The 20,629-nt window shown below is 65.3% G+C and carries 14 protein-coding genes; 4 read left to right on the top strand and 10 right to left on the bottom strand.

Annotation, left to right across the window (positions count from 1 at the left end; genetic code table 11):
* Positions 1 to 44 precede the first annotated feature (44 nt).
* Complete coding sequence (locus tag PT015_RS10740) at positions 45 to 830, top strand: alpha/beta hydrolase (protein ID WP_285190595.1); 786 nt, start codon at positions 45 to 47, stop codon at positions 828 to 830.
* Between the two features lies 1 nt (position 831).
* Here the strand turns inward: PT015_RS10740 and PT015_RS10735 are convergent, their stop codons facing one another.
* The 4 genes from PT015_RS10735 to PT015_RS10720 form a co-directional block, all read right to left on the bottom strand.
* On the bottom strand, positions 832 to 2,148 hold the full coding sequence (locus PT015_RS10735; protein WP_285190594.1) for a cytochrome P450: 1,317 nt from the start codon (positions 2,146 to 2,148) through the stop codon (positions 832 to 834).
* A gap of 56 nt (positions 2,149 to 2,204) precedes the next feature.
* Complete coding sequence (locus PT015_RS10730) at positions 2,205 to 3,041, bottom strand: phthiotriol/phenolphthiotriol dimycocerosates methyltransferase (protein WP_285190593.1); 837 nt, start codon at positions 3,039 to 3,041, stop codon at positions 2,205 to 2,207.
* A 153-nt stretch (positions 3,042 to 3,194) separates the two neighbouring features.
* On the bottom strand, positions 3,195 to 4,205 hold the full coding sequence (locus tag PT015_RS10725) for an AurF N-oxygenase family protein (protein ID WP_285191048.1): 1,011 nt from the start codon (positions 4,203 to 4,205) through the stop codon (positions 3,195 to 3,197).
* 312 nt (positions 4,206 to 4,517) lie between these two features.
* The gene (locus PT015_RS10720) at positions 4,518 to 6,059 is read right to left on the bottom strand and encodes a PE-PPE domain-containing protein (RefSeq protein ID WP_285190592.1); all 1,542 of its coding nucleotides are present in this window, start codon (positions 6,057 to 6,059) and stop codon (positions 4,518 to 4,520) included.
* 162 nt (positions 6,060 to 6,221) lie between these two features.
* Here PT015_RS10720 and PT015_RS10715 point away from each other — a divergent pair, with 162 nt between their 5' ends.
* Entirely contained in the window at positions 6,222 to 7,715 is a 1,494-nt protein-coding gene (locus PT015_RS10715; protein WP_285190591.1) for a flavin-containing monooxygenase, read from the top strand.
* Between the two features lie 7 nt (positions 7,716 to 7,722).
* On the opposite strand, the gene PT015_RS10710 is transcribed toward PT015_RS10715, so the two are convergent.
* From PT015_RS10710 to PT015_RS10700, 3 genes are read right to left on the bottom strand one after another with little or no spacing between them, the layout of a single operon-like run.
* Positions 7,723 to 8,529 (bottom strand): phthiotriol/phenolphthiotriol dimycocerosates methyltransferase, encoded by an 807-nt coding sequence (locus PT015_RS10710; protein WP_285190590.1) that lies wholly within the window; start codon positions 8,527 to 8,529, stop codon positions 7,723 to 7,725.
* Between the two features lie 30 nt (positions 8,530 to 8,559).
* A complete protein-coding gene (locus tag PT015_RS10705) occupies positions 8,560 to 9,927 on the bottom strand; it encodes a cytochrome P450 (RefSeq protein WP_285190589.1) in 1,368 nt (455 codons plus the stop codon).
* Between the two features lie 51 nt (positions 9,928 to 9,978).
* Positions 9,979 to 10,818: a phthiotriol/phenolphthiotriol dimycocerosates methyltransferase gene (locus tag PT015_RS10700; protein WP_390887965.1), complete on the bottom strand. Its 840-nt coding sequence runs from the start codon at positions 10,816 to 10,818 to the stop codon at positions 9,979 to 9,981.
* Between the two features lie 392 nt (positions 10,819 to 11,210).
* Between PT015_RS10700 and PT015_RS10695 the strand changes: the two genes are divergently transcribed.
* Complete coding sequence (locus PT015_RS10695; RefSeq protein ID WP_285190588.1) at positions 11,211 to 11,645, top strand: MmpS family transport accessory protein; 435 nt, start codon at positions 11,211 to 11,213, stop codon at positions 11,643 to 11,645.
* Positions 11,642 to 14,590 (top strand): MMPL/RND family transporter, encoded by a 2,949-nt coding sequence (locus PT015_RS10690; RefSeq protein ID WP_285190587.1) that lies wholly within the window; start codon positions 11,642 to 11,644, stop codon positions 14,588 to 14,590. Before PT015_RS10695 ends, PT015_RS10690 begins: the two co-directional genes overlap by 4 nt.
* Positions 14,591 to 14,645: 55 nt before the next feature.
* Here PT015_RS10690 and PT015_RS10685 read toward each other — a convergent pair whose 3' ends face one another.
* From PT015_RS10685 to PT015_RS10675, 3 genes are all read right to left on the bottom strand, one after another.
* Positions 14,646 to 15,626, bottom strand: coding sequence for a hypothetical protein (locus PT015_RS10685; RefSeq protein ID WP_285190586.1), 981 nt, complete (start codon positions 15,624 to 15,626; stop codon positions 14,646 to 14,648).
* A 313-nt stretch (positions 15,627 to 15,939) separates the two neighbouring features.
* Positions 15,940 to 19,650 carry a multifunctional oxoglutarate decarboxylase/oxoglutarate dehydrogenase thiamine pyrophosphate-binding subunit/dihydrolipoyllysine-residue succinyltransferase subunit gene (locus PT015_RS10680; protein WP_285190585.1) on the bottom strand — a complete coding sequence of 1,237 codons (3,711 nt, stop codon included), beginning with the start codon at positions 19,648 to 19,650 and terminating at the stop codon, positions 15,940 to 15,942.
* A gap of 133 nt (positions 19,651 to 19,783) precedes the next feature.
* Positions 19,784 to 20,539 (bottom strand): hypothetical protein, encoded by a 756-nt coding sequence (locus PT015_RS10675; protein ID WP_285190584.1) that lies wholly within the window; start codon positions 20,537 to 20,539, stop codon positions 19,784 to 19,786.
* Positions 20,540 to 20,629 lie beyond the last annotated feature (90 nt).

Genomic DNA, 20,629 nt, shown 5'->3' with positions numbered 1-20,629 from the left:
GGACACCGTGGGGTTCCAGCCGATCGGAAAGATAGGCTAACGCGGTGCTAGAGGTGATCGAAAAGGGCGGCACCAGCGAAGCGCATCCGGTGCCGCTGCTGTTCGTCCACGGTGCCTGGCATGCCGCGTGGTGCTGGGACGAGAACTTCCTCAGCTACTTCGGCGACAAAGGGTACTGCGCCGTCGCGCTCAGCTTTCGCGGGCACGGCGAGAGCCCGAGCGACAAGCCGTTGCGCGCCTGCTCGGTCGCCGACTACGTCGACGACATCCGTTCGGTCGCCAAGCATCTGCCGACCCCGCCGGTGATCATCGGCCATTCCATGGGCGGCCTCATCGTGCAGAAATATCTGGAGAAATACAGCGCCCCCGCTGCCGTCCTGATGTCCTCCATCCCGCCCCGCGGAAACCTCGGAAATGCGTTGCGCTGGTTGCGGCAACGGCCGTCGGACTTCGTCAAGATGACGGTCACCGGTAAGGCGTTGCCCTACATCAATCCGCCGGAGCTGGCGCGGGAGCGATTCTTCTCGGTGCATACGCCGGAGGCCGACGTTCGCAAGTACGCGGCACGCATGCAGGAGGACAGCTCGCGCATCGGCATCGACGGCCTAGTGCTGCGGCTGCCGCGACCCAAGCGGGTGTCGGCGCCGGTCCTGGTGCTGGGCGCCGACGAGGACGGCGCGCACAGCCGCGAGGAGGTCGAAGCGACCGCCCGCGCCTACGGCACCCAGGCGGAGTTCTTCCCCAATATGGGGCACAACATGATGCTCGAACCCGGCTGGCAGAACGTCGCCGATCGCATCGACTCCTGGCTCGGTTCGCGCGGCCTCTGAGCTACGCGCTTTTGTCCGGGATCAGTTCCAGCGGAAGGTGTTCCAGCCCGCGCATGGTCGGGTTGTCGAGGTAGCGGTACTGCCCGGCCAGCCGAATCTCCGCGACGCGGGGCAGCAGCTGGGAGAACACCCTGGCGCCCTCCAGGCGGGTCAGCGGCACACCGAGGCAGTAGTGCACGCCGCCGCCGAAGGCCAGGTGATCGGTCGGATTCCGGTCCAGGTCGAAGGTGTCGGGGTCGGGGTATTTGCGTGGGTCCCGGTTGGCGGCGGCGAACAGCAGCAGCACTTTCGCCCCGGCCGGAATCGTCTGTGCCCCAACGGTGTAATCCCGCGTTGCGGTCCGGTAGAAGCCCTGTACCGGTGAGCCCATCCGCAGCTGCTCCTCGACCGCGGCGGGGATCAGCTCCGGATGCGCGCGCAGCCGCTGGTACAGCTCGGGCCGCTGCGCCAGCGTCAGCAGCAGGCCGGACAGCATGTTGGTCGTCGTCTCGCTGCCGGCGCCGATCAACATCGCGGCGCTCCAGAAGATTTCGTCGTCGGTGAGCACGTCGTCGGCGTCGGCCGGCGTCATCATCGAGATCAGGTCGTCGCCGGGAGTGATCCGTCGCTGCGCGATCAGCGGATCGAGGCTGCGGTGCATCGCCGCGGTCGCAGTGGCCGACTTCGCGGACAGCCGCATGCCGTGCGGCGTCAACGGTGCGAAGGCGCCGGCGACCATGTCGTCGGACCACGCCACGAACTGGGGCTGATCCTGCGGCGGGATGCCCAGCATCCGGGCGATCAGCCGCGTCGGCAGCGGCTTGGCGAGCTCGGTGACCGCCTCGGCGTGGCCTTGCGCGATCACGGTGTCGACGAGTTCGTCGGCGACCTCGTTGATGTTGGTCTGCCAGGCTGCCATCGCCCGTGCGGTGAACGCGCGGGAGACGAACTTACGCAGTCGGGTATGGGCCGGCGGGTCGGCGGCGTTCATCGACGGCAGGGACACGCGGAACCTGCTCTGGCTCTGCGCGGACGACAGTTCCTCGTTGTCGCGCAACGCCTTTCGCACGTCGTCGTAACCGGCGATGATCCAAATGGCGCGCTTGCGGCAGTACCAGACGTTCGGCACGTCGTTGCCGGTCAGCAACGACTGGTATCCCGGAAAGGGGTCGCGCATGACGGCCGCCGAAAACGGGTCGAACTTGGTGACGGGCGCCGTCTTTCGGCGGGTCAGCGCGTAGCCGTAGGAGGTCGCCTTATCCCGCGCCACCCCGCGTGCCCCGTCGACACCAACCTTCATCAGGCTGGCGCGAAATCGCAGCCTGCGCGTCAGCGACATGCGGACAAACCCCTCCGTGAAGACCTACCGACGCATGGGCGATCGCCCGGAAGGACTCAGTCTTTGGTGAGATGGTATGCGCGGTAGTCGATTTCGCCACGCTCGAGGTCGTTGTAGAACCAGGATCCGTCGACCACGGCGAACTCGCGACCGAACTTGCGCAGGAACGCCGGCAGCCGGGTGTTGATGATCTCGTTCGAGCGGGCCGAGTTCTTCTTCAGGCCGCGCAGCACCTCGTCGTTGATCACCCGGTGCGACACCTCGCGCAGGCCCGAGTTGGCCATGTCCGACTCCCAGCCGGCGAAGTTGTCCCGGTTGCGGAAGTCGACGTGCAGGAAGTGCCCGCCCGGCCGCAGCACGCGCTTGACCTCGCTGAGGAAGCGGTCGAAGTGCGGGTAGATGTGCGACGCCTCGACGTTGACGACCGCGTCGAATGACTCGTCCGGGAACGGCAGGTTCTCGGCGTCACCGTGTACGAAGCTCAGGCCCGGCACCTTGTGCCGCTCGTTGCAGAATTTGACGCCGGCCGCGTTGAAGTCCAGGCCGGTGTAGGAGGCCGGCTTCAGCGTGCGCGACAGGTAGGAGGCGCCGCCGCCGTGGCCGGAGCTGCACTCCAGGACCTTCTTGCCGGCCAGGTCGACGCCGTCCTGCGTCGCGGTCTGGTGGTAGAGCTGAATGCTGTATCGGTTGGGCTCGTCGGCGTCGTCGAGGGGGAGGCCGAGGGGCGGCTCCTCCTCGTAGCCCCAGTTCAGGAACTGAACGTCATCCTGGTTGTTGAGCCGCTTGGTCATCAAGGGGTACCAGTAGCGGAAGAGTTTCTTGTACGTCGCAGTCGAACCGATGCGGTAGACCAGACTTGCGCCGACGTTGTCCAATGAAGGGCTACGAACCATGCAGGAAGTATCGCACAGTGTCGGGTGTGCTTGTTGTGGCATGCCTTTTTCGGGTTTACCGCGTTCAACTGGGGAAAGCAGCACAGTCGAAATGTGGGTCAGGTCAGGCAAAGACGACCGCGTGCTGCGTTGATGCGTTGTGCGACAGCGGAATTAAGCAGCCGCGGCCGGGCTGGACACGTTGCCGCGCTGCGGTTCGCCGCGGTAGCGGGACGGCTCACCGTCGATCTTGCACATCCGCCACACAAACTGCGAGACCGGGTTCATCAGACCGACGTCCTCGCACAGCATTCGCACGTCGCCGTACATGTCCCGCAGCGCCTGACGGGATTCCGGGGCATCGAAGAACACGTCCTTGCGCACCGACCGTGGAATGTCGAACTTCCAGAAAAACCGGCGCGACGGCACGACGATCGCCTGGCACAGCACCCGCATGACGATCGGCACGTACAGCGACAGCGTGAACCGGCTCCGTCGCACCATCCGCGGAACCCGCTTGGCCAGGAACTGATCGGCGAAGGAGATGTGTCGCGCCTCCTCGGCGACGTGGATCGCCATCACCTTCTCCATGATCGGGTGCGGCGCCCAGTCTTCCCGCAGCATGCCCTTCTGCATGTGGTGGATCGGCAGCTCGCCGGCCAGCACCCCGAAGAAGAAAGTGCCCGGCAGCGGCCCGGCGTACAGCGGAACCACCGGCGAGATCCAGCGTAGGTACCACGGCATGCCCGGCGCGTTGACGCCGATCCGGTTCACCAGCTCCTGGAACATCATCGCGTGGTTGCACTCTTCGATGGATTCGTGCACGCAGTAGCGGTATTCGGGGGAGCCGTTCGGCACCCAGAAGGTGTAGTGCATGAGGCCGCGGATGAGGATGCTCTCCAATTGCAGAGAGACCTTGGCGGTGTTGGCTTGGTGCCAGAGGCCGATCTCGATCTGCTTGTCCAGCGGCTGAGCCTGGTACCAGGCATGGCCGCCCAGCGGGTCGCTCGCGGGCAGCACCCAGCGCGCATCGTCTTTACGGACGCGGTATTCCGGCGAGTCCCAGTCGATGTCGGTGTAGGGATTGAAATGACGACGGACCGACGCCTCGGACAGCGTCGTCAGCGCCGCGCAGTATTCGGGGTCATCGGTGACGTCCATGTTGCGCCGCCACCGCGCGAGCATGCGAGTCCACGCGAGGAAGAGCAACAGGTTCGCCAGTACGACAGCACCCAGCACGAGTGTGACCGGCAAACCGAGGCCTCCCTCCGGCTCAGCTTGGCATGCGACGTTTCTGCACATGCGCTCCACGGGCACAGATGGGAGTGACCCTACCGGGTGAGAGTGAAAGACCAAGTACGGAATGGCCTCATTCTCGTGTCTATCTTGTAAGCCCGGTGGTCCCCACCACGAGTTCGGTGTGCGCCCCTCGAACAGCCAAATCCCATTAGACCCTACACATGCACGGTCCGCCGGGTGACCCTCCGGCGTCATAGGCTACGGGATCAGGGTCATGAAATTCAGCAGGGTGCCCTCGATCGCGTTGCCGATCGGGCCCAGGCCCAGGAACAGCGAGAACGGGATCAGGGCGACGTCTGCGGCGATCGGATCACCGATCGCGGCGAGTAAATTGCCGGCCTCGAGCTGATCCACGAAAATGCTGAGGTCGAACTCCGGCAGGGTGGTCGTCAGCGCCGTGATCGTGTCGGCGATCGGCAGCAGCGCCGCGAAGTCGGCCGACAGGGTCGCGCTGATGTCGTTGAGGATGTCGGGCAGCGGCGACAGCAGCGTCACGTCGGAGAGCGGGAAGGTGCCGCCCAACAGCGCCTGGGTGAGTTCCAGCGTCGTCGGCTGCAAGGTGTCGATCAGACCCGAAGTGTAGGCCGCGTCGACCAGGGCGGCGATCGTAGGACTGTCCAGCAGCGACGGGATCTCGTAGTTGGCCGGATTCGCCAGGTCGGCGAGGGCGGCCTGAATGCCCTGTGGCACGCCGTTGATCAGGGCGGTGGCAACGTCGTGCCACTCGATGTCCGTGGGAAACAGCTCGAACGGGGTCAAGACGTTGGCCGGCCCCTGGCTCCAGCCCTCGCTGACGCTGCCGTAGCCGAGGTCGACCAGGACCTTCAGATCGGGTTGCAGCAGGTCGGCGAGCGGATTGCCGACCACGGGGATGAGCCGCAGCGGTTCCAGCAGCGGCAGATCGTCGACGGGAATCATGTAGTAGTTGGTCAGCGTGTCGCCCACGGTGTCCAACGGCACGGCGTTCTGGATCTGATCTTCGCCGACGGTCAGGTAGGTCAAGTGCTCGTAGATCATGCCCGCGAAGGCGTTCAGGTCGGCCAGCGGATTCAGCGGGTACTGCGGGAAGTCGGCGAAGCCGTCGTATTCGAGCGTGTAGATGTCGGTCGGGTAGAGGTCGCTCGGGGTCGGGTCGCCGAAGGTGATGCCGAAGCTGGGAACCGAGAAGTCGTGGCCGAGCAGGTCGAAGCGCTCCAGCAGGCCCCCGTTGGGCGCGGCGGTATCGCCGACCAGGACGAAGTGGACGTCGGTGGTGGGCACGCCCTGGCTCTGCAACTGCTCCATGGTCATGGTCGAGAACGCGGCGCTCTGCGAGTAGCCGAACACCACGACCGGGTTCTCGGCGTCGACGTCGCCGCGGGCGATCTCGCCGAGGATCGCGCCGTCCAGGATCTTCGCGCCCTGCGCCTCCGAGACGTCGGCGGTCAGGCTGTGCACTCCGGTGGTGGGATAGAAGCCCTCCGGCGTGTACAGCGCCTGCGCCGATCCCGTGAAGCCGTGCGGCTGCAGGTACAGGGCGTTGGCGGCGTCGACGTACCGCTCCGGCGGCAAGGGGATGCTGCTGCCACCGATGACCAGGGCCGTGCCGTCGCCGAGCGGCGAATCCGCGGAGTCGACGAGCCGCACGTCGCGGGTCTGGACAGCAGGTGCGGGCGGGGCCGCCGCCGGCGCCGGGACGAGGGCGACGGCGACCAGCGCGACGCCGGTGCTGACGGAGAAACAACTACGGGCGCAACGCATTTCGATCCTTCGGCCTGTGCGATGTGCGATCGGACAGTACTCGCTGGGTCCGAATCCTGTTGGACATTGCTCCAATTGACGTCGATCGGCGTCGTGTTCGGCCGTGCGACTACATGCGTTGTCGTTTTATCGTTCGCGCAGCAGAAGCTACCCTTTGTGCTTATGGGCGAGCAGCAGTTCGATGTCATCATCGTGGGGGCGGGATTCGGCGGAATCGGCGCCGCGATCCAGCTGAGCAGCCTGGGCTACGAGAACATCCTGATCGTCGACCGGGAAGACGACCTCGGGGGAACGTGGCACGTCAACCATTACCCGGGCCTCGCGGTCGACCAGCCGTCGCCCACCTTCTCCTACCGTTTCGAGCCGAACCCGTACTGGTCGCGGATGTACGCGCCGGGCGCCGAACTCAAGAGCTACGCGGTCAACGTCGCCGAGAAGTACGACGTGCGGCGCTTCATGCGGTTCAACACCACCGTCGAAGGGGCCCGCTGGGACGAGGACGCCCAGCTCTGGCGCTTGGCGCTGGCCGGCGGCGACACGCTGAGCACGCAGTACCTGATCGTGGCGACCGGCTTCCTGTGTCAGCCGAAGATGCCGGACATTCCGGGCATCGAGACGTTCGGCGGTCGCATCGTCCACACCGCGATCTGGGATGACGACTTCTCGGCCACCGGCCGCCGCGCCGCGGTGATCGGTACCGGCTCGACCGGCGTGCAGGTGGTCCCGGAGTTGGCGAAAGAGGTCGCCGAACTCACCGTGTATCAGCGCACCCCGATCTGGGTGCTGCCGAAATTCGACATGAAGTTCTTCCCATTGCTGCAAGGGCTGTTCGCCAAGTTCCCCGCGACGCAACGGGCGCTGCGCTGGTATACCGACGCGATCCTCGAAGTCTCCATGGTGCTGACCATGTGGAAGTTCCGCTACTTCAAGCCCTTCAACAAGGCCATCTCACAGTTCTCCCGGCTGTACCGACTGCTGCTGGTGCGCAACCGGGAGCTGTCGCGAAAGCTGGACCCGGACTTCGACTTCGGCTGCAAGCGCCCCACCATCTCCAACGACTTCTATCGGGCGTTCACCAAGAAGCATGTGCACCTGGAGACCAACGGGATCGACCACATCGAGCCCGATGGCATCGTCGGCAACGACGGCACCAAGCGCGTGATCGACACCTTGGTGCTGGCAACCGGTTTCGACGTCTGGGAGGCCAACCTGCCCGCGATCGAGGTGATCGGGCGCGACGGCAAGAACCTTGGAAAGTGGTGGCGCGAAACCCAATTCCAGGCCTACCAGGGTATTTCGATGCCCGGCTTCCCGAACTTCCTGTCGATGGCCAGCCCGTACGCCTGGGTGGGCCTGTCGTGGTTCAACACCGTCGAATACCAGATGAAGCACATGGAACGGCTTTTCGGCGAGATGCAGCAGCGCGACGCCCGCACCTTCGAGGTCACCGAAGAGGCCAACGCCCAGTTCCTGGCGCGGATGACCGAGCTCATGAAGGACTCCGCGTTCGAACTCGCCAACTGCGTCGGCTCGCGGTCCTATTGGTTCCGCAACCACACCGGCAAGGGCGAGGCACCGCTGTTCCGTCCGACCTCGGTGCGCAGCGCCGTCAAGGAGCAGGAGACGTTCCCGATCTCCGACTACGCGATCGCCTGACCGGCGGTCAGTCCTTGATGAACTGGTAGATGCGGTATTCCGCGTCGCCGCTCTCGATCACGTTGTAGATCCCGGTGCCCGGCACACCCGCGAAGTGGCGGCCGAACGGGCGGAACCACTTCGGCAGTTGAGCGCTGATCAAGTCGAGCTTCTGCTGTGCGCTGGCGTCCAACGAGCGGATCACGCCGTCGTTGATGACGCGCATGGACACCTGTCGCAGCGGCATCGCATCGAGAGCGCCTTCCCAGGCCGGGAATTCGGGGCGGCCACGGAAGTCGGCGTAGAGCAGGCTGCCGCCCGGCTTCAGCACGCGGTTGACCTCGGATAGGAACTTGTCCAGATTCGGGTAGGCGTGCGAGGCCTCGACATTCACAATCGCGTCAAAGCTGTTGTCCGGGAACGGCAAATCCTCGGCGTTGCCGTGCACGAAGCTCAGGCCGGGCACCTTGTGGTGCGCGTTGCAGTAGGCAACGCCGTCCGGGTTGTAGTCCAGCCCGATGTACTCGGCAGGCTTGAAGGTGCGCGTGATGTACGCGCCGCCGCCGCCGTGGCCGCAACTGCACTCCAGCACCTTCTTGCCGGCCAGGTCGATTTGCGAGGCCACCTGGTTGTACAGGTTGGTCGAGTACCGGCTGGCCGCGTCGGCGTCGTCCAGCGGAAGGTTCAGCGGCGGGTCGCCCTCGTAGCCATAGTTGAGGAAGGTGACGTCCTGGGTGTTGAGCCGACGGGTGAGGAACGGGTACCAGACCTTGTTCATGAAGGCCTTGTAGCCCCGGTAGCCGATGTCGGTAACGCGGTCCTTGGTCGTTGGCATGCCGGGAAGTATGCCAGGTCAGGGTTCGGGTCAGCTGCTGTGGTCGGCGACCGACACCGAGTCGCGATCGCGCGACGGTGAGTCGACGCGGCGGTAGACCACAGCGCGTGCACCCTTGCCCGGCGCGATCGCGACGCCGCGGAAATTACGGGCCTCGGCGGGCGCATCGGTGGCGGTGAACCGGAATTCGCGGAACAGCGTCCGGAGCGTCACGTCCATCTCCATATGCGCGAAAGCGGCTCCCACGCAACGGTTTATGCCACCACCGAACGGCACCCACCGGAACGACGGCGGGGGGCCTCCGAGGAAGCGGTCCGGATTGAAGGCTTCCGGATCGGTGTAGTTGGTGTCCGACTCGTGGGCGAGTTGGAAGTCGATCATCACGGCGGTGTCGGCGGGCAGCACCCACTCGTCGATCCGGACGCGGGTCTTCGTCGTGCGCAGTGAGGCCGCGATCGTCGGCCGGACGCGCTGAATCTCGTAGATCGTCGCCTGCCTGAGGTCGGATCCGCCGGCGTCGACTTCCTCGGTGAGCCGGCGCATCACGTCGGGGTTGCGGCGCAATCTTTCGACAGCCCAAGCCAATTGGGAGGCGGTGGTTTCGTGGCCGGCCGCCACCAGCGTGAGCAGTTCGTCGGCGATGTGGCGATCGGAGATCGGTGAGCCGTCCTCGTAGCGGGCCTGCATCAGCAGCGCCAGCATGTCGCTGCGGTCGGCCAGTGACGAGTCGGCGCGCGCCTCGGCGAGGAGTTCGTCGATCACCGCGTCGAAGCGGCGCCGGAAGGCGGCCAGTTTGCTGCCCGGGCTCCAGGATCCGTATTCGCGTCGCACGAACGGCGGCATCCGTTGCATCAGCGAGCCCAGCGTGATCAACGACGGGATAACGGCCTTGAGCTCGTCCAGCGCGTCGGCCCGTTCGCCGAAGGTGGCCCGCATGATCGCGTTGAGCGTCAGCCGTGTCATCGATTCGAGGGTTTCGAACTCCTGGCCCTCCGGCCAGCTCGCGGTCTCGCTCAGCACCTCGTCTTCGACGAGCTGCTCGTAGTTCTTCACCTTCTTGCCGGAGAAGTTGGGCAGCACCAACTTTCGGCGCTCCGAGTGCTCCTTGCCGATCAGGCTGAAGGTCGAGCCGGGTCCGAACGCCTGCCCGAGCACCTTGGTCGGCCGCTCGATCAGGTCGAAGCTGGCGCTGTAGACCTCTTTGACGATGTCACGGTCGTGGATGACGATCGTCTTACCGAAGATCGGCAGGTTGATCGTGAACGGCCCGCCGTACCGGCGGCTCAGCCACGGAGCGACGGAGTACTGCAGCGAGGTGAGAAACAGAACGCTCGTGACGAGCTTGGGCAGCCGCAGCGTGGGCGGCAGCCGCACGGGATCGGTCGTAGCCGTTGCCATGTTGCCCCCGTTTTACTTCTCTACCAACAGATTTCAGCGAACGACGCGGTGTCAGTCCTTGGTGAACAAGTACACGCGATAGGTGTACTCGCCCTCACGCAGCGCGCCGTTGAAGGCCCAGTCGGTCATGTCGCTGGCGTAGCGGGCGAAGGCGCGGCTGACCGCCGAGCCCTGGTGCTGGCTGATCCGCTCCTGCTTGCGCGGGCCGTTCTTCTCGTTGCCGCGCAACACGTTCTGGTCGATGATCGACTCGGAGATTCGGCGCAGACCTGAGTTCGCCATGTCCGACTCCCACTTCGCGACCTCGGAGCGCGGCCGGAAATCGGTGTAGAGGAAGTGGCCGCCCGGCTTGAGCACGCGCTTGACTTCACTGAAGAATTTCGGCACGTCGGGGTAGAGGTGCGAGGCCTCGACGTTGAGCAGTGCATCGAACGAGTCGTCGGCGAACGGCAGTGCCAGGGCGTTGCCCTCGACGAAGTCGAGGTTGTCCAGGTGGTGGCGGTTCTTGGCGAATTCGACGCCGGCCGGGTTCAGGTCCAGCCCCGTGTAGGAGGCCGGGTGCTGGGTGCGCACCAGATATGAGGCCCCGCCGCCGTGGCCGGAGCTGCACTCGAGCACCTTCTTGCCGGCGAGGTCCACCTGGGTCGCGGTGCGGTGATACAGCTGGATGAAGAATCGGTGTGGCTCGTCGCCCGCGTCGAGCGGAATGCCCATCGCCGGGTCTTCTTCGTATCCGTAGTTGAAGAACAACCAGTCGTCGCCGCCGAGCAGCTTGGTCTGGGTGGCGAACCGGTCCTTGGCGTTCGACTGGAAAATCAACCGAAACATAAAGGGGTTGATCACCAGTCGATGCACGAAAGGACGACGGGTCAGGCGGTTCGCGGTGGCCATCGCGGAAGTATGACAGACAGGCGCGGGCCACGAACAATGCGGCTGTCGTCGTCAACGGTCTGTGTTCGCGGAAACCGCAGGTCTATCCCACACGCGGTCGATGGCGTGCAACTGGGCGCGCCGAGGCGTCAACGTTTACATCTCGTCGCACGAGCGGCAATGCGGACGAATTGACGGCGTTTTCCGAATTCGAGGCAGGGGTAAATGCAATTGCCAGAAAATTGGCATCGTTAACGCCATCACCGCAGCTAGACGGCCTCATGTCGGTCCGGCGAATTCTTAGCCAAAGCATGGAGAAATCCCCTGACGCCGTGCCGCGACAGCGTGATTTACTCGTCCCACGGGTCGCTTGCGTATCGAAGCGCCACAGGCGTTCGGGACGGGGCAACAGGATGGCGGTCGCGGAGGTGCTCAAGCGGGCATGGATACCGCTGGTGGTACTTGCGGTCGTAGGCGGTGGCGGATTCTCGGTGTCGCGGGTGCGCGCCGCCTCGACCATGGACAAGCCTTCGGCGTATGGAAAACAAGAGGCCACGGGTGTCGGACAGCTCGCTCAGAAGTCGGTGATGTACGAGGTCTTCGGCCCGACGGGCGCCGTCGCGGACATCAGCTATTTTGATGTGAACTCCGACCCACAGCTCGTCGATAGGGCACGATTACCGTGGTCTATACGACTCACGACAAACAGCCCAGCCGTCGTGGGGAATGTGGTGGCCCAGGGTGACAGCAACAGCATTGGCTGCCGGATCGTCGTGGACGGTCAGGTCAAGGCCGAGAGGATCTCGAACGAAGTGAGCGCGTTCACGTACTGCCGGATCAAGGCATGACGAGCCATCACCTGCGGCACGAGCATGCCGCGGCGACGTTCGTCGCGCGCCTGGTCCGGCAGCTGTCGGTGCCGATCATCCTGGGGTGGTTGGCGATCACCGTGATCGTCAGTCTCGCGATCCCGTCGCTGGAGCAGGTCGCGCGCGACCATGCCGTGTCACTGGGCACCAAGGACGCGCCGTCGGTCCGGGCCGCCGCGCGCATCGGCAAAGTGTTCAAGGAATCCGACTCCGACGCGATGGCGATGATCGTCATCGAGGGCGACCAGCAACTCGGCGACGACGCTCACCACTACTACGAGCAGATCATCAACCGGCTCAAGGCCGACCCGAAGGACGTCCAGCACATCCAGGACTTCTGGGGCGACCCGCTGACCGCGGCCGGAGCCCAGAGTCCCGACGGCAAGGCCGCCTACGTCCAGCTGAATCTTGTTGGCAATCAAGGCGAGACGTCGTCGAACACCTCGGTGGCCAACGTCCGCAAGATCGTCGACAGCGTGCCCGCGCCCAAGGGCGTAAAGGCATACCTGACCGGCTCGGCCGCGATCGCTGCGGACGGCAACACCAGCGGCGACAAGACGATCGTGAAGATCATGGTCACCACGGTCGCGGTGATCTTCGTGATGCTGCTGTTCGTCTACCGGTCCTTCATCACGGTGGGCCTGCTGCTGGTGATGGTCGGCATCGAATTGGCAGCGGCCCGAGGCATAGTCGCGTTCCTCGCGCTGCACGACGTCATCAAGCTCTCCACCTTCGCCACCAACATGTTGGTGTCGCTGGCGATCGCGGCGGGCACCGACTACGGCATCTTCTTCATCGGCCGCTATCACGAGGCGCGGCACGCCGGCGAGGACCGCAAGACCGCCTACTTCACCGCGTATCGCGGTGTCGCACATGTGGTGTTGGCGTCCGGCCTGACGATCGCCGGCGCGACGTACTGCCTCAGCTTCGCCCGGCTGCCGGTCTTCCAGACCCTTGGCGCGCCCTGCGCGGTCGGCATGCTGGTCGCCGTCGCGGTGGCGCTGACCCTGATCCCCGCGGTGATCACGGTGGGCAGCCGATTCGGTCTGCTGGAGCCCAAGCGCCTGCACAGTGTCCGCGGCTGGCGCCGGGTCGGTGCCGCCGTGGTCCGTTGGCCCGCACCGATTTTCGCCGCCACCTGCGCGGTCACCATGGTCGGGTTGCTGGCGCTGCCGGGTTACAAGGTCAGCTACATCGACCGCGACTACATCCCGAAGGACACCCCCGGCAACATCGGCATGGCCGCCGCGGAACGGCATTTCTCCCAGGCCCGGATGATGCCCGAAGTCCTGATGATCGAGTCCGACCACGACATGCGCAACTCCGCGGACTTCCTGGTGCTGGACCGACTGGCCAAGCGGATCTTCGGGGTCGAAGGAATCGCCCGGGTGCAGAGCGTCACCCGCCCGCAGGGCACTCCGCTGGAGCACACCTCGATCCCTTTCCTGCTCAGCATGCAGAACGCCGGACAGCTGCAGAATCTGCAGGTGGCCAAGGGCCGGCTGGACGACATGCAGAAGCTGGCCGACCAACTCGGCGGGACGATCAAGTCGTTGGAGAAGGTCAACGTCTTGATGAACCAGATGGTCGGCACCACGCACCACATCGCCGGCCTCACCAAGGACACGTTGGCCATCACCAACGAAGTGCGGGACAACATCGCCGATTTCGACGACACGTTCCGGCCGCTGCGCAGCTACTTCTACGCCGAGCAGCACTGCTTCAACATTCCGTTGTGCTGGGGCATCCGGTCGGCCTACAACGCCACCGACGGGGTGGACAAGCTCAGCCAGAAGCTGGAGGAGCTGACCAAGGACGTCGACAGCGTCGACGCCGTGGTGCCGCAACTGGTCGCGCTGCTGCCGGCGCAGATCGAAACCATGCGCAGCCTGCGGACCATGGTGCTGACGCTGCACAGCACCGCGTCCGGGATGTTCGATCAGGCGAACGAACTCAGCGAAGACGCCACCGCAATGGGCAAGGACTTCGACGCCGCGAAGACCGGTGACTCGTTCTATCTGCCGCACGAGGTCTTCGCCAATCCGGACTTCCAGCGGGTCGAGAAGCTGTTCCTGTCACCTGACGGCAAGGCCGCTCGGTTCATCATCTCGCACAAGGGCGATCCCGCGACCAACGAAGGCATGTCGCGGATCGACGTCATCAAGACTGCGGCCTACGAGTCACTCAAGGGCACCGCGCTGGAGGACGCCAAGGTCTACATCTCCGGCACCGCAGCCACTTTCAAGGATCTGAAGGAAGCGTCCAACTACGACTTCATGATCGCCGGCATCTCGTCGCTGTGCATGATCTTCATCATCATGCTGCTGATCACCCGCAGCCTGGTGGCCGCGTTGGTGATCGTGGGCACGGTCGCGCTGTCGCTGGGCGCTTCGTTCGGTATGTCGGTGCTGTTGTGGCAGTACATCATTGGGGTCAAGCTGCACTGGCTGACGATGGTGATGTCGGTGATCATCCTGTTGGCCGTCGGATCTGATTACAACCTGTTGCTGGTCGCCCGCTTCAAGGAGGAGATCGGCGCCGGCCTCAAGACCGGCATCATCCGCGCGATGGGTGGTACCGGTCGGGTCGTGACGGCCGCCGGGCTGGTGTTCGCCTTCACGATGGCCTCGATGATGGTCAGCGACAACCGTGCGGTGGGTCAGGTGGGCACGACCATCGGCCTGGGTCTGCTGTTCGACACGCTGATCGTCCGGTCGTTCCTGATGCCGTCGATCGCGGCCATGCTGGGCCGCTGGTTCTGGTGGCCGATGAACGTCGCGTCGCGGCCGCCACGAATCCCGCGCCGCTCGGTGCCGACGTACCGGGAGCCCCTCGACAACGACGCCACCGGGCCGCTGCCGACGGCGGGCCACCGGGCGTCGAGCGGCATCAACGCCATGTACGAGCGGGCGACGCGCCGCTAACCCTTCCGCGCAGCGGCGGCCCGCCGAAAAGACGGGCCGCCGTGCGTAATTGGTGCTACAGGCTGCCGAACAGCGAAGTGACCAGGTCCGCGAACGACGTCGGGTCGATCAGCGACGCGCTGTCGACGAGCGTGCTGGCGGCCGTGTCCGTTGCCGAGATGCCGAGCGAGTTGGCGATTTCCGTCGGAATGGTCACGAAGAAGTACTCCAGCGCGCCACTGTTGAGATCGAGCAGACCCGGGAAGGCTTCGGTGGTCGGCACGCCGTCGACAACTGGGACGAAGCCGTTGAGCAACGCTCCGATGTAGCCGGACGGAATGTTCTGGATTTCCGCGAGTGCTTCGGTGTAGTCGCCGCTGGCGAACGAGGCCTCGATCGCATCGAAGTTGTTCGCCAACTCGAACGTCGCGGTGATTTCCGGCGTCAGCAGCGCCTTGCTCAGCTCGAAGGCGCCGCCCGTGGTGAACACCGAGTTGAATGCGTTCGTTGCATCTTGGGCAAGGGTCCCCAGGATGCCGAGCTCGGTGATCTCACCGGTGCCGCGTGCGGTGGTGTTCAGCAGATCGAACAGCGGCTTGCCGATATCTTCAAGGCTGTTCAGCCCCGTCGTGTCCAGCGTGACGAACGCGTCGGTGAACTTGCCCGCGGCGAGGTCCGTCGACACCGACTGCAGTGTGTCCGGTAGCGAATCGGCGAACGTCTGGAACGCCGTCGCCGAGCTTTGCAGGTCCGCAGTCAGCTCGGTCGAGAAGCCGCCGAACAGAGTCTCCAGATCGGACTGCAGCGGGACCGCGGCGATATCCGCCTGCAGTGCAGTCAGATTGGCCTGGGCGTCGGTGAACACCGTGCCCCAGTCGGTCAGGACGAAGTCCGACGCGGCGTCAATGAGCTTTACCTCGCGCTGCTGCAGGTTTGGCGTGACACCGGACAGGGTGGGCGCCGATTGGCCGATGGCGGCAAGGGCGGCGCCGGCCAGTGCGATGCCGGCCAGCGTCAGCCCGCCGAGTGCAGGAGTGGGACGGGAAATCGAGTGCACAGAATCTCCTTGGTACTCAGTAGAGGGGAGCGTTCCTTAATGGAACGCATGAAAACTATCTGAGTTTTCCCTGAGCAACAAGAGGTATGCCTACCCTAATTTAGGGTGACCTAACTCACGTGGGGTTATCCCCACGAAAGGGCTTTGACGTTCAGTTATCCGTGCTTGCGGGGCGGTTGTCCGGAATCCGGAACGTCGGCTCAGCGATGTGGCCGGCTCGACGCCATGACGACGACTGTGCAGAGACTGAGCGCCTCTCAGGCTGTTTGAGCGCCTACAACCCGCACACTCGGCGCTTCGCGACCTCAGTCGATCAGCGGAACGCCTCGTCGATGATCTCCTGCTGCTCGACGGCGTGCACCTTCGACGAACCCGACGAGGGTGCCGACATCGCGCGGCGCGAAATCCGTTTGATGCCAACGAGTTTCTCCGGGAACAGCTCGGGCAGCTCGAGGCCGAACCGCGGCCACGCGCCCTGGTTGGCCGGCTCCTCCTGAACCCAGGAGTACTGGTTGGCGTTCGGGTAGTGCTCCAACGTCTCCTTGAGCCGGTGGAACGGCAGCGGAGCAAGCTGCTCGATGCGCACGATCCCGATGTCGTCGCGGTTGTCCTTGGCCTTACGGGCGGCCAGTTCGTAGTAGATCTTGCCGCTAGTCAACAGGATTCGGGTGACCTTGTTGCGGTCGCCGATGCCCTCGGTGTAGGTGGGCTCCTCGAGCACCGAGTGGAATCGGTCCTCGGTGAACTCCTTGATGTCGCTGACCGCAGCCTTGTTGCGCAGCATCGACTTCGGCGTGAAAACGATCAGCGGACGCTGCACGCCGTCGAGGGCGTGCCGGCGCAGCAGGTGGAAGTAGTTCGCCGGCGTCGAGGGCACCGCGATGGTCATCGAACCCTCGGCCCACAGTTGCAGGAAGCGCTCGATGCGACCGGAGGTGTGGTCGGGTCCCTGACCTTCGTGCCCGTGCGGCAGCAGCAGCACGACACTGGACAGCTGGCCCCACTTGGCTTCACCGGAGCTGATGAACTCGTCGATGATGGACTGGGCGCCGTTGACGAAGTCGCCGAACTGGCCCTCCCACAACACCAATGCATCCGGGTTGCCGACCGTGTAGCCGTATTCGAAGCCGACCGCGGCGTACTCCGACAGCGGCGAGTCGAACACCAGGAACTTGCCGCCGGTCGGGTTGCCGTCCTTGTCGATGGTGAGCAACTGCAGCGGGGTGAACTCCGCACCGGTCTGGCGGTCGATGATCACCGAGTGCCGCTGCGAGAACGTGCCGCGGCGGGTGTCCTGGCCGGACAGCCGAATCAACTTGCCCTCGGCCACCAGCGAACCCAACGCGAGCAGCTCGCCGAAGGCCCAGTCGATCTTGCCCTCGTAGGCCATCTCGCGGCGCTTCTCCAGCACCGGCATCACCCGGGGGTGGGCGGCGAATTCCTCTGGCAGGGCGAGGAATGCGTCGCCGATGCGGGCCAGCAGTGCCTTGTCCACCGCGGTGTCCAGGCCGGCCGCCAGCATCTGGTTGGACTCCACCGACATGCTGGCCTGCACGCCGTGCTTCTCCACTTCGCGGACGTCGTTGAACACCTGCTCGAGTTGGCCCTGGTAGTCGCGCAGGGCGTCCTCGGCTTCTTTCATCGAGATATCGCCACGGCCGATCAGCGCTTCGGTGTAGGTCTTGCGGACGCCGCGCTTCACGTCGACGACGTCATACATGTACGGGTTGGTCATCGACGGGTCGTCGCCCTCGTTGTGCCCGCGGCGGCGGTAGCACAGCATGTCGATGACGACGTCCTTCTTGAACTTCTGCCGGAAGTCGACGGCCAGCTTGGCCACCCAGACGCACGCCTCGGGGTCGTCGCCGTTGACGTGGAAGATCGGTGCGCCAATCATTTTCGCGACGTCGGTGCAGTATTCGCTGGACCGCGAGTATTCCGGCGCGGTGGTGAAGCCGATCTGGTTGTTGACGATGATGTGGATCGTGCCGCCGACCCGGTAACCGGGCAGCTTGGCCAGGTTCAGCGTCTCGGCGACCACGCCCTGACCGGCGAATGCGGCGTCGCCGTGCAGCATCATCGGCACCACCGAGTTGCCGCGCTCGCCCTCGCCCTTGTCGAGCAGGTCCTGCTTGGCGCGCACCAGGCCTTCCAGTACCGGGTCGACGGCCTCCAGGTGCGACGGGTTGGCGGTCAGCGAGACCTGAATGTCGTTGTCGCCGAACATCTGCAGGTACACACCGGTAGCGCCGAGGTGGTACTTCACGTCACCGGAGCCGTGCGCCTGGGCGGGGTTGAGGTTGCCCTCGAACTCGCTGAAGATCTGCGAGTAGGGCTTGCCGACGATGTTGGCCAGCACGTTGAGCCGGCCGCGGTGCGGCATGCCGATGACCACCTCGTCGAGGCCGTGCTCGGCGCACTGGTCGATGGCGGCATCCATCAGCGGGATGGTGCTTTCGGCGCCCTCGAGCGAGAACCGCTTCTGCCCAACGTATTTGGTCTGTAGAAAGGTTTCGAACGCCTCCGCGGCGTTGAGCTTGCTCAGGATGTACTTCTGTTGGGCCACAGTCGGTTTGACGTGCTTGGTCTCGACGCGCTCCTCGAGCCAGGCGAGTTGCTCGGGGTCGAGGATATGGGTGTACTCGACACCGATGTGCCGGCAGTAGGCGTCGCGCAGCAGGCCGAGGATGTCGCGCAGCCTGCGGTACTCCCAGCCGCCGAACCCGTTGACCTTGAACACCCGGTCGAGGTCCCACAGCGTCAGCCCGTGAGTGACCACCTCGAGGTCGGGGTGGCTGCGAAACCTGGTGTTGTCCAATCGAAGTGGGTCGATGTCGGCCATCAGGTGCCCGCGGTTGCGGTAGGCCGCGATCAACTCCATCACGCGGGCGTTCTTGTCCACGATCGAGTCGGGGTTGTCGGTGCTCCACCGGATCGGCAGGTAGGGCACACCCATCTCGCGGAACAGTTCGTCCCAGAAACCGTCGGAGAGCAGCAGTTCGTGGATGGTGCGCAGGAAGTCGCCCGACTCCGCGCCCTGGATGATGCGGTGGTCGTAGGTCGAGGTGAGCGTGATCAGCTTGCCGATGCCCAACTCGGCGATGCGTTCCTCGCTGGCGCCCTGGAATTCGGCCGGGTACTCCATGGCGCCCACGCCGATGATCGCACCCTGGCCGGTCATCAGTCGCGGCACCGAGTGCACGGTGCCGATGGTGCCCGGGTTGGTCAGCGAAATCGTCACGCCGGCAAAGTCTTCGGCGGTCAGCTTGCCGTCGCGGGCGCGCCGGACGATGTCCTCGTAGGCCGCGACGAATTGGCCGAAACTCATGGTCTCGCAACCCTTGATGCCCGCGACGACCAGCGACCTCTTGCCGTCCTTGCCCTGCAGGTCGATGGCCAGACCCAGGTTGATGTGCGCGGGCGTCACCGAGTTCGGCTTGCCGTCGATCTCGGCGTAGTGCCGGTTCATGTTCGGGAAGCTCTTGAGCGCCTGCACCAGGGCGTAGCCCAGGATGTGGGTGAACGAGACCTTGCCGCCGCGGGTGCGTTTCAGTTGGTTGTTGATCACCACGCGGTTGTCGATCATCAGCTTGGCCGGAATGGCCCGGACGCTGGTCGCCGTCGGGAGGTCGAGCGACTGCGACATGTTGCGGACGACGGCCGCGGCCGCGCCGCGCAGCACCTGAAGCTCATCGCCCTCGGCGGGCGGCGGACCGGCGGGCTTGGGCGCCGGGGTCTGGGCGGCCGGCTGCGGGGTGGTGGGCGCGCCGTTGCCGGACGCGGCGGGCACGGGTGCGGCCTGCGGGGGCGTGACCGCGGGCGGGGGAGTCGGTGCCGCTTGCTGTGCGGGCTGGGCGGGAGCCGGCGTCACCTCAGCCGGGGCATCGCCGGCCGGGTCGGGGTTGTAGTCGACCAAGAACTCGTGCCAGCTCGGATCCACCGAGGAGGGGTCGTCGCGGAACTTGCGGTACATCTCCTCGACCAGCCATTCGTTCTGACCGAATGGTGAACTCGTGCTGCTCACAGCCGCTGCTCGCCTCGATTCCTCTGTCCGGGCAGGGCTCTGCCGCGCCTGCCGCTACGCCCCATAAAGGCTAACCCTTTGCCGCCGATCCGCCATGTGAGTTCGGTCGGAGGATCCTGCGGTGACGTGGCGCTCAGCGGACGTCGGACACCGTCGGCAACAGGTGCAGGGTGACCGGCCACTTCGCCGGCGGCGTGCCGAAGGCCTTGCGCGCGTTTTTCACGATCTGCTTGCCCGCCAACCGGTTGCCGACAGCGCCGATTCCGGCGCCGATGCCGACCGGCAGGACTTTGCCGAACAGCAGCGCGCTGCGGCGCAGCGTGAACCGTCGCACCGCCCGCTTGAGCAGTCGTGAGTTCAGTTGCGACAGCGCCGGCATCGGCAGCGACGCCATGCCCTCCGACAGCCAGGCCCCGCTGGTGCGGCCGCCGCCGATCAGCTCGGACATGGCGTGCTTGCTGTCGTCGCCCACCAACACCGATAGCACCAGCGTGCGGCGGCGCTCCCGCTCGTCGGTCGGGATGCCGTACACCGACGCGACGGCCAGCGCGAAAAACGCCGTCGCCTCCAAGAAGACCGCGGTCTCGCCGGCCGACGCCGACAGCGCGGCCAGCGTGCCCAGGCCCGGGAGCACCGCCGTCGAACCAACGGCGGCACCGCTTGCCGTCACGGCGGTGACGTAGTGCTTCTCGAGCTTCGCCACGATGGTGGCCGGCCCGGCGTCAGGATCGTTGCGCCGCAACCGCTCCACGTAGGCGGTCGCCAGCGGCCCCTGGATCCGGGAGCTGCGCTCGATGACGCTGGCCAGCGCGCGCGCCGACCTTTTCGGCTTGCCCTCGGGGGTGGCGGTCCGCGAGTCGGCCGAGGACCGGGTGCGCCAGGCGCTCATGGGATGCCTCCGGGTGGGATGGCCCGGCTCCGTCCGGGCTGCGACATTGCTTTCAGGCTAGCGGTGGCTCCCGCAAACGTGGGGTCAGGC

The organism is Candidatus Mycobacterium wuenschmannii (assembly GCF_030252325.1).
GTDB lineage: Bacteria > Actinomycetota > Actinomycetes > Mycobacteriales > Mycobacteriaceae > Mycobacterium > Mycobacterium wuenschmannii.
Note: the sequence above shows the minus strand (reverse complement) of the source record. Positions and strands in the feature narration are given on the sequence as shown.

Excerpts from the sequence above, each read along its gene's own strand:
- PT015_RS10735 (WP_285190594.1), bottom strand. The coding sequence starts at position 2,148 with ATGTCGCTGACGCGCAGGCTGCGATTTCGCGCCAGCCTGATGAAGGTT.
- PT015_RS10730 (WP_285190593.1), bottom strand. The coding sequence starts at position 3,041 with ATGGTTCGTAGCCCTTCATTGGACAACGTCGGCGCAAGTCTGGTCTAC.
- PT015_RS10725 (WP_285191048.1), bottom strand. The coding sequence starts at position 4,205 with ATGCTCGCGCGGTGGCGGCGCAACATGGACGTCACCGATGACCCCGAA.
- PT015_RS10720 (WP_285190592.1), bottom strand. The coding sequence starts at position 6,059 with ATGCGTTGCGCCCGTAGTTGTTTCTCCGTCAGCACCGGCGTCGCGCTG.
- PT015_RS10715 (WP_285190591.1), top strand. The coding sequence starts at position 6,222 with ATGGGCGAGCAGCAGTTCGATGTCATCATCGTGGGGGCGGGATTCGGC.
- PT015_RS10710 (WP_285190590.1), bottom strand. The coding sequence starts at position 8,529 with ATGCCAACGACCAAGGACCGCGTTACCGACATCGGCTACCGGGGCTAC.
- PT015_RS10705 (WP_285190589.1), bottom strand. The coding sequence starts at position 9,927 with ATGGCAACGGCTACGACCGATCCCGTGCGGCTGCCGCCCACGCTGCGG.
- PT015_RS10700 (WP_390887965.1), bottom strand. The coding sequence starts at position 10,818 with ATGGCCACCGCGAACCGCCTGACCCGTCGTCCTTTCGTGCATCGACTG.
- PT015_RS10695 (WP_285190588.1), top strand. The coding sequence starts at position 11,211 with ATGGCGGTCGCGGAGGTGCTCAAGCGGGCATGGATACCGCTGGTGGTA.
- PT015_RS10690 (WP_285190587.1), top strand. The coding sequence starts at position 11,642 with ATGACGAGCCATCACCTGCGGCACGAGCATGCCGCGGCGACGTTCGTC.
- PT015_RS10675 (WP_285190584.1), bottom strand. The coding sequence starts at position 20,539 with ATGAGCGCCTGGCGCACCCGGTCCTCGGCCGACTCGCGGACCGCCACC.